Source organism: Variovorax sp. J31P207 (assembly GCF_030316965.1).
GTDB lineage: Bacteria > Pseudomonadota > Gammaproteobacteria > Burkholderiales > Burkholderiaceae_C > Variovorax > Variovorax ginsengisoli_B.
Window position 1 is genome coordinate 25,585 of sequence record NZ_JASZYN010000007.1, and the last position, 12,630, is coordinate 38,214.

The following is a 12,630-nucleotide window of genomic DNA, read 5'->3' on the forward strand; positions in this document are numbered from 1 at the left end:
CGGCCCGCGACGGCGGGCAGGAGATCCGGCAACACTACAACGAAAACGCCCACGGCCGCGTTGTCAGGGCCGGCGACGTTGTGGCCGGCGCGCTGCGGCGCCGCCGGCCTGACGGTCAGGTGAGCGATGAGAGCCGTTCCTTGACGATCATCGAGCCATCGACCTGGGTCTGGACGAAGCCGCGCTCCTCCAGGTCCTTCATGACGCGGCTGACCATTTCGCGCGACGCGCCGACCATCTTGGCCAGGTCCTGGCGCGAGATCTTGTCGCGCACCTTGAGGTTGCCCTCGCCGTCGTCGACCGCGAACTCGAGCAGCGAACGCGCCACCCGGCCGTAGACATCCATCAGTGCCAGCGATTCGATCTTGCGGTCGGCATGGCGCAGGCGCGCCACCAGGCCGCGCATGATGTTGTAGGACATCGAGGAGTTCTCGGGCAGGCAGCGCGCGAAGGCGTCCCGGCCGAGCATCAGCACGTCGGTCTGGATCTCGGTGCGCACCGTGGCCGAATGCGGCTCGTCGTCGATCATGCTCATCTCGCCGACATAGTCGCCCGGATGCAGCGTTGCCAGGATGACTTCCCGGCCCCGGCTGTCGGTGCTCATGACGCGGGCCCGGCCGGTCAGGATGATATAGAGCGCATCCGACTTCTTGCCCTGTTCGACCACGACCTCGGCGCGCTTGAAGCGCTTCTTGACGATCGCGTCCGCGATGCTCGCGGACTGGGCGGGCGTCAGCGCTGCGAACAAAGGCACGCGACGGAGCAACTCAAGATTGGACAACATCGACATTCATCAATCCCCGAAACGGCGCGATTGCATCACCGATGGATTCATACAATCGCCCCCATTGAAAGGAGCCACCGGCCGGCCTTGAACCGAACGGTGATACTCCATATCTATCAAACACCCTGAAAATGTACACGCTGCTGCAGCGCCAATCCTAGGTTTTCTACTCATGTCATCCCCTCGCCACGCTAAGGTTCTCATTCTCGGCTCCGGCCCGGCCGGCTACACCGCGGCAGTCTACGCGGCGCGCGCCAATCTCGAACCGATGCTGATCACCGGCATGGCCCAGGGCGGCCAGCTCATGACCACCACCGAAGTCGACAACTGGCCGGCCGACGTCCACGGCGTGCAGGGTCCCGACCTGATGCAGCGCTTTCTGGAGCACGCCGAGCGCTTCAAGACCGAGATAGTCTTCGACCACATCAGCAAGGTCGACTTCAGCCAGCGCCCCTTCACCCTGACCGGCGACAGCGGCGTCTACACCTGCGATGCGCTGATCATCGCCACCGGCGCCTCGGCCAAGTACCTGGGGCTCGATTCCGAGCAGCATTTCATGGGCCGCGGCGTCTCGGGCTGCGCCACCTGCGACGGCTTCTTCTACCGCGAGCAGGAAGTCTGCGTGATCGGTGGCGGCAACACCGCGGTCGAAGAGGCACTGTACCTGTCGAACATCGCGAGCAAGGTCACGCTGGTGCATCGGCGCGACAAGTTCCGCGCCGAACCGATCCTGATCGACAAGCTGCACGCCAAGGTGGCCGAGGGCAAGATCGAGCTCAAGGTGCACAACACGCTGGAGCAGGTGCTCGGCGACGACTCCGGCGTGACTGGCATCCGGCTCAAGAACACCCAGACCGGCGCCACCGAGGACCTGCAGCTCAAGGGCTGCTTCATCGCCATCGGCCACCACCCGAACACCGACATCTTCCAAGGCCAGCTCGAGATGAAGGACGGCTACATCCTCACCCGCTCGGGCCTGCAGGGCTTCGCGACCATGACCAGCGTGCCCGGCGTGTTCGCGGCCGGCGACGTGCAGGACCATGTCTACCGCCAGGCCATCACCAGCGCCGGGACCGGCTGCATGGCCGCCCTGGACGCCCAGCGCTTCCTCGAGCAGGAGTAAGCGGCAGACGGCCTCGCTGGAGCCGAGAGGGTGATTGGGCTATAATCCAAGGCTTTGCCGAAATTGACCCATGTGGTCGGGGCGGCAAGCCGGGGTACCGCCACCCGTTTTCTGGCGAGGTCAAGCTGCAAACCACCCACGCAACCCTGCTGCGTTGCCTTGGTGCCAGCTGTTCAAGAAAGAGTGTCCAACATGGCACGCGTCTGCGAAGTCACGGGCAAAGGCCCGATGGTCGGAAACAATGTTTCCCACGCCAACAACAAAACCAAGCGCCGGTTCCTGCCGAACCTGCAATACCGTCGTTTCTGGGTCGAAACGGAAAACCGCTGGGTTCGCCTGCGGGTTTCGAGCGCTGCCCTGCGCCTGATCGACAAGAACGGCATCGACGCCGTGCTCGCAGACCTGCGCGCACGCGGCCAAGCTTAAGGAGCTGAATCATGGCAACGAGCAAAGGCGGACGCGAGAAGATCAAGCTGGAATCCACCGCGGGTACCGGCCATTTCTACACGACCAGCAAGAACAAGAAGACGATGCCTGAAAAGATGTCGATCATGAAGTTCGACCCGAAGGCGCGCAAGCACGTCGAATACAAGGAAATCAAGCTGAAGTAATTCGGCGCTTTCCCATAAAAAACCCGCTGCGATCCAGCGGGTTTTTTGTTGCCCGCCAAATGCGTGCAGGCAAGAAAAAGCCGGCTCGAAAGCCGGCTTTTCAGTGGGGGCGCTGCAGCGTCAGGCGCGGGCTGCACGCAGGCGCGTGGAGAACTCTCGCAGGCCGGCGATGCCGCTGGCCTCGGCGCGGTGGCACCAGGCGGCGAGGTCGGCCGCCAGCTGTTCGCGCGAGTTCGAGGTGTTGAGCCACAACTGGCGCAGCTCTTCGCGCATGGTCACCATCTTGTCGAGCACCGGGTGGGCCGCACGGGCCTGGACCAGGTTCGAGCGCGCAGCAGCCGGCACCTTGTCGTCGTCGCGGTGCAGCCACGTCTTGGCCGCCTTCAGCACCGACAGGTCGGCGCCCTTGGCCTTGAGCTGCGCCAGCTCTTCGCGGGTGGCCCGGCGCATTTCGCGCGCATAGCCGGCCATGACTTCGTAGCGGTTGGCGATCACGGCCTCGAGCGTCTTCTCGTTGGCCACCGGCACCACGTCGCCCAACTGCATCTTGGGCGGCAGCTTCTTGACCTTGGCCCAGCCGATCTTCTGCATCAGGCTGATGTAGACCCAGCCGATGTCGAACTCGTACTTCTTGACCGAGAACTTGGCCGAGGTCGGGTAGGTGTGGTGGTTGTTGTGCAGCTCTTCGCCGCCGATGATGATCCCCCAGGGGATCAGGTTGGTGCTGGCGTCGGTGGCTTCGAAATTGCGGTAGCCCCAGAAGTGGCCGATGCCATTGACGACGCCTGCGGCCCAGAACGGAATCCAGAGCATCTGCACCGCCCAGACGGTCAGGCCGAGCATGCCGAACAAGGCGACGTTGATGATCAGCATCAGGCCCACGCCCTGCCAGCTGTAGCGGGTGTACAGGTTGCGTTCGATCCAGTCGTTGGGCGTGCCGTGGCCGAAACGCTCCATCGTTTCCTTGTTCTTGGATTCCTTGCGGTACAGCTCGGCGCCGCGCCACATGACTTCGTCGATGCCCTTGACCTGCGGGCTGTGCGGGTCGTCCACGGTTTCGCACTTGGCGTGGTGCTTGCGGTGGATGGCGACCCATTCCTTGGTCACCATGCCGGTGCCCAGCCAGAGCCAGAAGCGGAAGAAATGCGAGGGAATCGGGCCCAGGTCCATGGCCCGGTGCGTTTGCGTCCGGTGCAGGAAGATCGTGACCGCCGCGATCGTGATGTGCGTGGTGACGAGCGTGTACAGCACGACTTGCCACCATGCGAGGTCCCACAAGCCGTGTCCGAGCCAGTCGATGGCCGCGCTCAGTACGGCAGAGTCAGGAAGCAACATTGAGTTCAGTACTCCATGGCCGCACGAAGGTGCAGCCTTCAGGTAACCAGCGATTTTAAAGGTTCGAGCCTGAAAAGGGGCTTAAATCCTTGATTTGCCGCAAGTTTTACCCTTCTTTGGTTCCTGCCGCCTATTTTCGGTTCCATACGGCGGCAAAAAAACCGTCCGTGGCATGCCGATGGGGCCAGAGCCGCAGGTAGCGGGTGCCGCTGTCGCCGCCGGCGCACAGCGCATCGGCGCCCTCGACCTTCAATCCGGCCAGCAGTCCGGCCGCATCCTGCCACTCGAAATCGGGGTTGGCGGCAGCGAAGGCTTCGGCGATGGCCTCGTTTTCCTCCGGCAGCACGCTGCAGGTGGCGTAGACCAGCCGGCCGCCCGATTTCACCAGGCGGGCCGCACTCTGCAGGATCGCGGCCTGCTTGACCGTCAGCTCCTGCACCGACTGCGGCGACTGGCGCCACTTCAGGTCCGGGTTGCGCCGCAGCGTCCCCAGGCCCGAGCACGGCGCGTCGACCAGCACCCGGTCGATCTTGCCGGCCAGCCGCTTGATGCGGTCGTCGCGCTCGTGGGCGATGGCCGCCGGATGGACGTTCGACAGGCCGCTGCGCGCCAGCCGGGGCTTCAGCGCATCGAGCCGGTGGGCGGAGGTGTCGAAGGCATAGAGCCGGCCGGTGTTGCGCATGGTCGCACCGATGGCCAGGGTCTTGCCGCCGGCACCGGCGCAGAAATCGACCACCATTTCGCCGCGCTTGGCGTCGAGCAGCAGCGCCAGCAACTGGGAACCCTCGTCCTGGACCTCGAGCGCGCCGCGGGTGAAGGCGTCCAGCTTGTTCAGCGCCGGCTTGCCGTCGACCCGCAGGCCCCAGGGCGAGAACGGGGTCGGGACGGCCTTGATCGACACCTTGGCGAGCTCCTTCTGCAGATCGGGCCGCTTGTCGCTGAGCGCGTTGACCCGCAGGTCGAGCGGCGCCGGCTGCTGCAGGCTTTCGACCAGCGGCCAGAACTGGTCGCCGAGCTGCGCCTTGAGCGGCGCCACCAGCCACTCGGGCAGGTTGTGGCGATGGCGCTCGAGCAGGTCGTCCTGCTTGACGGCGTCGCAGTTGTCGAGCCAGCGCTTTTCGGTGTCGTTGAGGGCGCTCTTGAGGAAATCGCGCGGACCGTGAAAGCCGAGGATCGCCATCCGGCGCTCTTTCGGGCCGCTGCCAGAGGGCGACAGGTGGTCGAACAGCAGCTTCTTGCGCAGCACCGTGTAGACCGTCTCGGCCAGGGTCGCACGCTCGCGCGGCCCGAACTCGCGGTGGTCGCGGAAGAAGCGTGAAACGACCTGGTCGGCCGGGTGATCGAATTTCAGGACCAGGCCGACCAGGTCGGCGGTGGCGTCAAGCAGGGCTTTGGGGTGCATGCCCTCATTGTCTCAGCCACAGGCCGGCGCCGGGCCGCCCCAAGGCGGCCTGCGGCCCCCTCGGGGGGCAGCGACCCACACGAAGTGGGGGAGCGTGGGGGCCACATTCAGTCGGCGGTTCGGCTCCAGATTGCGCCGAAGGCCTGGCGCTCGATCTGCTCCAGCGTCGGCGAATGGCCGGCCCACAGCACCAGCGCTGCGCCCGGCAGGCTCAGGGTCTGTTCAAGCTGCCGGCACAGCTGCCAGCGCTCGTCGTCGCCCATCTGCGGCAACTCGAGGAACACAACGTAGGCCCGCCGCCACGGGAACTCGCGCAGGTTCTTGCGCACCAGCCAGGCCCGCGACACCGGCATGCAGCGCGCCAGGTCGGCCTTCAGCTCGCCGAGTTCGAACTCGCTCAGGTCGTGGCGGGTGATTTGGCTGAAGCAGGGTGTGGCGGTGATCTCTTCCCAGGCCCGCTGCTCGGCCTCTTCCGCCGTCTTGGTGCGCTCGCGCCAGAGCTTGAGCGCGCGCTCGTCGTGGCCGCCGGCATCCGGATCCTCGAGCGCGGCGACCGCGGTCCTGGCGGCCCACCAACGGCTGGCCATGCTGGATTCGTGCAGCCGCTCGAGCACCGCGAGCCGGGCGCCGCGGTCCTGCGCCGGCAGCAGCTGCGCCAGGCCGCGCAGCGCGCCCGGGTGGTTCTCGGTCAGCTGCAGGGCGCGCTCGTAGTGCCCACGCACGTCGGCCGCGGCGTCGAGGCGGCGGGCGCAGTCGGCCCACTCGACCATCTCGTCCGCGTTGTTGCGCCCGGCACTGGCGGCCAGTGCCGCCACCCGCTCGCCGACCCGCACCAGGTAGGCATGGTGCTGTTTCCAGTCGGTGGCATGGTCGCGGCGCCATTCGTCGTCGAAATGAGCAGTCCAGCGCGGCGCATCGGCCAGCAGCGCCAGCGCCGATTTCTCGGACCAGGATGGCAGGCCCGGCTTCTCGTCGAGCGCTTCCAGCCGGTCTCGCAGCACCGGATGGGTGTCGTCGACATCGCTGACGCTGCGCAGCGCGGCACGCAGCGCGGCGCGCGCGAAGTCCGGCGCCATCGGCGCCCTCAGCTGCGATGCCATCGCGGAGAACGGGCCGGCCGGGATCGGCTCACCGGCCGCCCGCGACCAGTGCGCCGGCCAGAAGGTCTCGGCATACCAGGTGCTCTTGACCACGATCTCGGTCAGGGCGCCGGCCACCACCCGCGTGCCCAGGAGGCGGGCCGCCACGCGGTCGGCCTCGTATTCGTCCTGGCGCGCCAGCGCGAAGGTCTTGGCCGCGAAGCGCGGGAAGTACCAGCGGAAGAAGGCCTGCGACGCGAACGCCATCACGCCTTCGTCGCGCTGGAAGCTGGCGTCCAGCTTGAGCCAGGACATCCGGGTGCGGTAAATCCAGGCGCTCAGCTTGCCGTGGTTGCCGCGCAGGTGCCCGTATTCGTGCGCCAGGACCGACAGCAGTCGCCGGCGATCCAGCGCCATCAGCAGCGGCAGGCCGATGCTGAGGTGGTTGACCGCGCCGCCGAAGAGGCCGAAGCGCGGCAGCTGCCGGATGCTGGCGTTGAATTCACTGTCGAGGTAGACGCGGTGCACCGCCGGGCCATCGATGCGCTGCCGGATGCGGTCCAGCGCCTCGAACAGCGCCGGCGCGTCTGCGCGCTCGAGGGGGACGCCGTCGGGCTCGTCGAAGCGCACCCAGAGCGCGCGCAGCGTGGCCCACAGCAGACCGAGTGCGAACAGCAGCAGCCAGCCCCGCGTGAAGCTGAAGCGCGCGCCCTGGCCGAGCCCGCCGACCACCCAGGCGATGATCCCGGCCGCCAGCCCCAGGCAGGCGAAGACCCAGAGGTAGCCCAGCGCGGCGAAGACCGCGACCCCGCGCCGGTAGCCGTCGCTGTCGTCGGCGCTGGCATGCTCGCTCAGGCGCACGAGATGAACAAAATCCGCCCTATCCATCCCGACCTTTCAATTCCCTGAAGGAAATACACAGCGTGAACGACGACGACCTGCCACCCCTGATCGAGACCCCGCCCGGACGCTACCGCCACTACAAGGGCGGCGAATACGAAGTCCTGGGCACCGCGCGCCACAGCGAGACGCTGGAGCCGATGACGCTCTACCGCGCGCTCTACGGCGAGCGCGGGCTCTGGGTGCGCCCGGCCGCCATGTTTGGCGATCGCGTGGAGATCGACGGCTCGTCACAACTGCGCTTCGTGAAGCTCGAAGAGAAAAAATGAGACCTCGTTGATTGTGTCATTTTGTTTCTATTAGCCACGCGGCAATTGCTTGCGGGTAAACCCGATGTTCGTGAACCAGGACACGTTCTGCCAGGCTCGCTGCGGTGTCGTCGGGCAGCACCGGCACCACCGCCTGCGCCAGGATCGGCCCGTGGTCGAGTTCCACCGTCACCTGGTGCACCGTGAGGCCCGCCACCTTGCAGCCGGCCTCGATGGCGCGCTGGTGGGTGTGCAGCCCGGGGAAAGCGGGCAGCAGCGAGGGGTGGATGTTGAGCAGGCGGCCCGCGTAACGGGTCACGAAGCCCGGCGTCAGGATGCGCATGAAGCCGGCCAGCACGACCAGCGACGGCGCATGGACGTCGATGGCCTGCGCCAGCGCGGCGTCGAAATCCTCGCGGCTGGCGAAATCCTTGTGCGGGACCACCGCGGTCGCGATGCCGGCCGCCCGGGCAAGGGCCAGGCCCGCCGCGTCCGGCTTGTTGCTGATGACGGCGGCGACGCGGGCATCGAATCGGGCGGCCCAGCGCTCCTGCTCGGCGGCCCGCACGATGGCCGCCATGTTCGACCCGCCGCCGGAGATAAGGATCACAATATTCTTCATCGGACGCGGGATTATCCGTTGCGCATTTCCGCCGCCCGCGTTGTCGCGGCGCGGACACCCCGAAAGCGCACGACCGTGCTAAAACCGGCGGTTCCGGAGACACGCCGCGTCCGCGGCGGATCGATCAACACAGCGAGGCACGCATGGATTTGAGCTTCACACCCGAAGAACAGAAGTTCCGCGAAGATATTCGCGCCTGGGTCAAAGAAAACCTTCCCCAAGACATCTCGCACAAGGTGCACAACGCGCTCGAACTGACGCGCGACGACCTGCAGCGCTGGGCCAAGATCCTCGGAAAGAAGGGCTGGCTGGGCTACGGCTGGCCGAAGGAATTCGGCGGCCCCGGCTGGACCGCGGTCGAGAAGCACCTGTTCGAGGAAGAGGCCGCGCTGGCCGGCGCGCCGCGCATCATCCCCTTCGGCCCCGTGATGGTGGCGCCGGTGATCATGGCCTACGGCAACCCCGAGCAGCAGAAGCGCTTCCTGCCCGGCATCGCGAGCGGCGAGGTCTGGTGGAGCCAGGGCTACAGCGAACCGGGTTCCGGTTCGGACCTGGCTTCGGTAAAGACCAAGGCCGAACGCCAGGGCGACAAGTACATCGTCAACGGCCAGAAGACCTGGACCACGCTGGGCCAGTACGGCGAGTGGATCTTCTGCCTGGTGCGCACCAGCAACGAGGGCAAGCCCCAGACCGGCATCAGCTTCCTGCTGGTCGACATGAAGTCCAAGGGCGTCACGGTGCGCCCGATCAAGCTGCTCGACGGCGGCTACGAGGTCAACGAGGTGTTCTTCGACAACGTCGAGGTGCCGGCCGAGAACCTGATCGGGGAGGAGAACAAGGGCTGGACCTACGCCAAGCACCTGCTCTCGCACGAGCGCACCAACATCGCCGACGTCAACCGCGCCAAGCGCGAGCTGGAGCGCCTCAAGCGCCTGGCCAAGAGCGAAGGCGTCTGGGAAGACGCGCGCTTCCGCGACGAGATCGCCAAGCTCGAAGTCGACGTGGTCGCGCTCGAGATGCTGGTGCTGCGGGTGCTGTCGGCAGCCACTTCGGGCAAGAACTCGCTCGACATCGCCGGGCTGCTCAAGATCAAGGGCAGCGAGATCCAGCAGCGCTACTCCGAGCTGATGATGCTGGCCGGCGGCCCGTACTCGCTGCCGCTGATCCGCGAGGCCATGGAAGCCGGCTGGCAGGGCAACTTCCCGGGCGGCCATCCGCAGCTGGCCCCGCTCACATCGACCTACTTCAACATGCGCAAGACCACCATCTACGGCGGCAGCAACGAAGTGCAGCGCAACATCGTCGCCCAGACGGTGCTGGGTTGAAAGCGAACTGACAAGGATCAAGCAATGGACTTCAATTTCAGCGACGACCAGCAGCAGCTTCGCGACGCGGTCGCCAAGTGGGTCGAAAAGGGCTATGGCTTCGAGCGCCGCCGCGGCATCGAGGCCGCCGGCGGCTTCTCGCGCGAAGCCTGGGACGAACTGGCCGAACTCGGGCTGGGCGGCCTCTACATTCCAGAAGACGAAGGCGGCCTGGGCATGGGCCCGGTCGAAGGCATGGTGGTGATGGAAGAGCTGGGCCGGGGCATCGTGCTCGAGCCCCTGGCGCAATCCTTCATCGCCGGCGCCCTGCTGGCCGGCCATGCCGACGCCGACACCAAGGACAGCTGGCTGCCGCGCATCGCCGGCGGCCAAGCCCTGGTGGTGCTGGCCTACCAGGAGCGCCAGGCGCGCTACCGGCTCGATGTCTGCGAGGCCAAGGCGCAGAAGGCCGGCGACGGCTTCAAGCTGCACGGCACCAAGAGCCTGGTGCCGGCCGGCGACGAAGCCGATGCCTTCCTGGTGCCGGCGCAGCTCGACGGCAAGATCGCCCTGTTCCTGGTCGAACGCGCCGCCGACGGCGTCGCTGCCCGCGGCTACGGCACCCAGGACGGCAGCCGCGCGGCCGAAGTGGTGTTCGACGGCGCTGCCGCGACACTGGTCACGCGCGACGGCCTGGCCGCACTCGAGCACGGGGTCGACATCGGCATCGCCTCGACCTGCGCCGAAGCCGTCGGCGTGATGGACCAGACGCTCGCTGCCACGGTCGAGTACATGAACACGCGCAAGCAGTTCGGCGTCGCCATCGCCACCTTCCAGGCGCTGCGCCACCGCCTCGCCGACATGAAGATGCAGGTCGAACTGGCCCGCTCGATGAGCTACTACGCCAGTCTCAAGCTCAACGCCCCGGCCGCCGAACGGCGCCAGGCGATGGCGCGCGCCAAGTACCAGCTCGGCGTCTCGATGCGCTTCGTGGGCCAGCAGTCAGTGCAGCTGCACGGCGGCATCGGCGTGACCGACGAATACATCGGCAGCCACTACTTCCGCAAGCTCACGCAGCTCGAGATGACCTTCGGCGACAGCCTGCACCACCTGGGCGAGGTCTCGGCCCGCATGCAGGATACGGCGGGGGTGTTCGCCTGACCGTCGATTGTTGTTCGGCCCGATAGCCTTCGCGCCCGCCGGCCTTGCCCGCGGGCGCTTTCATTTTCAATCGAGACCCGTCATTCCATGCACACTCGCCGCCACCTGATCGCACTCGGTTGCGCAACTGCCCTGCTCGCTGCCTGCTCGACCGCTGTGCCGACCGGCGAGCGGCCGCCGATCGTGTTCGTGCACGGCAACGGCGAGTCGGCGGCGCTGTGGCAAACCACGATCTGGCGCTTCGAATCGAACGGCTGGCCGCGCGACCGCCTCTTCGCAGCCGACCAGCCCTTCCCGCTGGCGCGCGACGACGACGGCGTGGCCCAGCCGGGACGAAGCTCGACCGCCGAATCGATGGCCTTTCTGAAGGCCGAGGTGGACCGGGTCCTGAAAAGTACCGGCGCCACCCAGGTCGTGCTGATCGGCAACTCGCGCGGCGGCAACACGATCCGCAACTATGTGCAGAACGGCGGCGGCGACCGGGTCGTGAGCCACGTGGTGCTGGGCGGCAATCCGGCGCACGGCATCTGGGCCGTGAAAGGGCGCGCCGAGGGCAGTGAGTTTTCCGGCTTGAGCGCTTTCCTGCAGCGGCTCAACGCACCGAAGAACGCCGAGGGCCACGAGGTGACGCCGGGCGTGAAATGGCTCACGTTGCGCTCGGACAACAATGACAAGTACGCCCAACCCGACGGCCTCTGGATCGGCAGCAAGGGCCAGCCGACGCTGATCGGCTTCGACGGGCCGGCGCTCAAGGGCGCGACCAACCTGGTGCTGCCGCGGGTCGACCACCGCGAGACATCCTTCTCGCCGGCCGCCTTCGAGGCGACCTGGCGCTTCCTCACCGGCGAGGCGCCGCGCACCCTGCAGCCGATCCCCGAAGATTCGGTGGCGCTGTCCGGCAAGGTCACGGGCCTGGGCCTCGATCCGACGAACCCCGCGAGCGGCAATTTTCCCGACAACCTGCCGCTGGCGGGCGCCCGCCTGTCGGTGTTCGCGGTCGACCCGGCCAGCGGAATCCGGCGCGGCCCCGCGGCCTGGGAGCAGACGATCGGGACGGACGGCCGCTGGGGACCGTTCGCGGGCCGCCCCGACACCACCTACGAGTTCGTCCTGGCGGCGCCCGGCTACGCCACGACGCACATCTACCGCAACGCCTTCCCGCGCTCGAGCGGCATCGTCCAGCTGCGTCCGGAGCGCATCGTGGAGGCCGATCGCGACGCCCGGGCCCTGGTGATCTTCACGCGGCCGCGCGGCTATTTCGATGCCGAGCGCGACCGCATGCGCTTCGATGGCCAATCGACGCCACCGGGCGTCCCGCCGAAGGGTGCCGGCGTGTCGAGCTCGAAGATCAAGCTCGCCAGCGAAATGTCGCGGCCGGTGGAAGCCGAGTTCAACGGCGAACGCGTGGTGGGGCGCACCTGGCCGCTGGCGCAGGGAGAGGTCAGCGTGCTCGAGCTGACCTACTGACGGCTTCGGTTCGCCTATCCGTGCAGCCTTGAGCTTTGCGGCAGATGGGCCATCAGGAACTCCATCTGGTCCGCCAGGATGCGGCGGTTGCGCAGGATGAAGTCCTCCCACAGGCTGGGCACGTAGGGCGCGTAAAGCAGCGCCATGCCGGCCTGCTCGGGCGTGCGGCTGCTCTTGCGATGATTGCAGGGGCGGCAGGCCGTGACCACGTTCATCCAGGTGTCGATGCCCTTCTGGGCGAACGGGATGATGTGCTCGCGCGTGAGTTCGTCTTCGTGGAAGTGGCCGCCGCAGTAGGCGCAGACATTGCGGTCGCGGGCGAACAGCTTGCTGTTGGTGAGGCCCGGACGCTGCGTGAAGGGATTGATGCGCGGCACGCCCTTGGTGCCGATGATGCTGTTGATCGCGATCTGCGACTGCTGGCCGGTGACCGCGTTGTGGCCGCCCCGGAACACCGCCACCTGCGCGCCCACTTCCCAGCGGACCTCGTCGGAGGCGTAGTGGATCACCGCCTGCTCGAGCGAAATCCACGATTGGGGCAGCCCTTGGGCCGACAGCTTCAAGACCTTCACCAGACGCCTCCTCAAGAAAAGA

13 protein-coding genes are annotated in these 12,630 nt (G+C 66.9%); 7 read left to right on the forward strand and 6 right to left on the reverse strand.

What is annotated here, in order from left to right; translation table 11 throughout:
• Positions 1-115: 115 nt before the first annotated feature.
• A complete protein-coding gene (locus tag QTI68_RS23265; RefSeq protein ID WP_286511116.1) occupies positions 116-790 on the reverse strand; it encodes a Crp/Fnr family transcriptional regulator in 675 nt (224 codons plus the stop codon).
• A gap of 166 nt (positions 791-956) precedes the next feature.
• On the opposite strand from QTI68_RS23265, the gene trxB reads away from it, so the two are divergent.
• The 3 genes from trxB to rpmG all read left to right on the forward strand — a co-directional run bounded on the left by trxB (position 957) and on the right by rpmG (position 2,518).
• Entirely contained in the window at positions 957-1,907 is a 951-nt protein-coding gene (gene trxB / locus QTI68_RS23270) for a thioredoxin-disulfide reductase (RefSeq protein WP_286524911.1), read from the forward strand.
• A 192-nt stretch (positions 1,908-2,099) separates the two neighbouring features.
• Positions 2,100-2,333, forward strand: coding sequence for a 50S ribosomal protein L28 (gene rpmB / locus QTI68_RS23275; protein ID WP_028251282.1), 234 nt, complete (start codon positions 2,100-2,102; stop codon positions 2,331-2,333).
• 11 nt (positions 2,334-2,344) lie between these two features.
• Positions 2,345-2,518, forward strand: coding sequence for a 50S ribosomal protein L33 (gene rpmG / locus QTI68_RS23280; RefSeq protein ID WP_007830291.1), 174 nt, complete (start codon positions 2,345-2,347; stop codon positions 2,516-2,518).
• Between the two features lie 120 nt (positions 2,519-2,638).
• On the opposite strand, the gene QTI68_RS23285 is transcribed toward rpmG, so the two are convergent.
• The 3 genes from QTI68_RS23285 to QTI68_RS23295 form a co-directional block, all read right to left on the reverse strand.
• Positions 2,639-3,853 (reverse strand): DesA family fatty acid desaturase, encoded by a 1,215-nt coding sequence (locus tag QTI68_RS23285; RefSeq protein WP_286524913.1) that lies wholly within the window; start codon positions 3,851-3,853, stop codon positions 2,639-2,641.
• Between the two features lie 130 nt (positions 3,854-3,983).
• A complete protein-coding gene (locus tag QTI68_RS23290) occupies positions 3,984-5,255 on the reverse strand; it encodes an RsmB/NOP family class I SAM-dependent RNA methyltransferase (protein WP_286524915.1) in 1,272 nt (423 codons plus the stop codon).
• 107 nt (positions 5,256-5,362) lie between these two features.
• Complete coding sequence (locus QTI68_RS23295) at positions 5,363-7,222, reverse strand: M48 family metallopeptidase (protein ID WP_286524917.1); 1,860 nt, start codon at positions 7,220-7,222, stop codon at positions 5,363-5,365.
• Between the two features lie 35 nt (positions 7,223-7,257).
• Between QTI68_RS23295 and QTI68_RS23300 the strand changes: the two genes are divergently transcribed.
• Complete coding sequence (locus QTI68_RS23300) at positions 7,258-7,503, forward strand: DUF1653 domain-containing protein (protein WP_286524918.1); 246 nt, start codon at positions 7,258-7,260, stop codon at positions 7,501-7,503.
• A 16-nt stretch (positions 7,504-7,519) separates the two neighbouring features.
• Here the strand turns inward: QTI68_RS23300 and purN are convergent, their stop codons facing one another.
• Positions 7,520-8,104: a phosphoribosylglycinamide formyltransferase gene (purN, locus tag QTI68_RS23305; RefSeq protein WP_286524920.1), complete on the reverse strand. Its 585-nt coding sequence runs from the start codon at positions 8,102-8,104 to the stop codon at positions 7,520-7,522.
• A 143-nt stretch (positions 8,105-8,247) separates the two neighbouring features.
• On the opposite strand from purN, the gene QTI68_RS23310 reads away from it, so the two are divergent.
• The 3 genes from QTI68_RS23310 to QTI68_RS23320 all read left to right on the forward strand — a co-directional run bounded on the left by QTI68_RS23310 (position 8,248) and on the right by QTI68_RS23320 (position 12,036).
• Positions 8,248-9,429, forward strand: a complete 1,182-nt coding sequence (locus QTI68_RS23310; RefSeq protein ID WP_286524922.1) for an acyl-CoA dehydrogenase family protein — start codon at positions 8,248-8,250, stop codon at positions 9,427-9,429.
• A 24-nt stretch (positions 9,430-9,453) separates the two neighbouring features.
• Entirely contained in the window at positions 9,454-10,569 is a 1,116-nt protein-coding gene (locus QTI68_RS23315; protein ID WP_286524924.1) for an acyl-CoA dehydrogenase family protein, read from the forward strand.
• Positions 10,570-10,656: 87 nt separating this feature from the next.
• Positions 10,657-12,036 carry an alpha/beta fold hydrolase gene (locus tag QTI68_RS23320; RefSeq protein WP_286524926.1) on the forward strand — a complete coding sequence of 460 codons (1,380 nt, stop codon included), beginning with the start codon at positions 10,657-10,659 and terminating at the stop codon, positions 12,034-12,036.
• A gap of 14 nt (positions 12,037-12,050) precedes the next feature.
• Here the strand turns inward: QTI68_RS23320 and QTI68_RS23325 are convergent, their stop codons facing one another.
• The gene (locus tag QTI68_RS23325) at positions 12,051-12,608 is read right to left on the reverse strand and encodes an HNH endonuclease (protein WP_286369795.1); all 558 of its coding nucleotides are present in this window, start codon (positions 12,606-12,608) and stop codon (positions 12,051-12,053) included.
• Between the last annotated feature and the right edge of the window lie 22 nt (positions 12,609-12,630).

Coding starts and splice junctions, on each gene's coding strand:
- QTI68_RS23290 (WP_286524915.1), bottom strand. CDS start 5,255: ATGCACCCCAAAGCCCTGCTTGACGCCACCGCCGACCTGGTCGGCCTG.
- QTI68_RS23315 (WP_286524924.1), top strand. CDS start 9,454: ATGGACTTCAATTTCAGCGACGACCAGCAGCAGCTTCGCGACGCGGTC.
- QTI68_RS23285 (WP_286524913.1), bottom strand. CDS start 3,853: ATGTTGCTTCCTGACTCTGCCGTACTGAGCGCGGCCATCGACTGGCTC.
- rpmG (WP_007830291.1), top strand. CDS start 2,345: ATGGCAACGAGCAAAGGCGGACGCGAGAAGATCAAGCTGGAATCCACC.
- rpmB (WP_028251282.1), top strand. CDS start 2,100: ATGGCACGCGTCTGCGAAGTCACGGGCAAAGGCCCGATGGTCGGAAAC.
- purN (WP_286524920.1), bottom strand. CDS start 8,104: ATGAAGAATATTGTGATCCTTATCTCCGGCGGCGGGTCGAACATGGCG.
- QTI68_RS23320 (WP_286524926.1), top strand. CDS start 10,657: ATGCACACTCGCCGCCACCTGATCGCACTCGGTTGCGCAACTGCCCTG.
- trxB (WP_286524911.1), top strand. CDS start 957: ATGTCATCCCCTCGCCACGCTAAGGTTCTCATTCTCGGCTCCGGCCCG.
- QTI68_RS23310 (WP_286524922.1), top strand. CDS start 8,248: ATGGATTTGAGCTTCACACCCGAAGAACAGAAGTTCCGCGAAGATATT.
- QTI68_RS23265 (WP_286511116.1), bottom strand. CDS start 790: ATGTCGATGTTGTCCAATCTTGAGTTGCTCCGTCGCGTGCCTTTGTTC.
- QTI68_RS23295 (WP_286524917.1), bottom strand. CDS start 7,222: ATGGATAGGGCGGATTTTGTTCATCTCGTGCGCCTGAGCGAGCATGCC.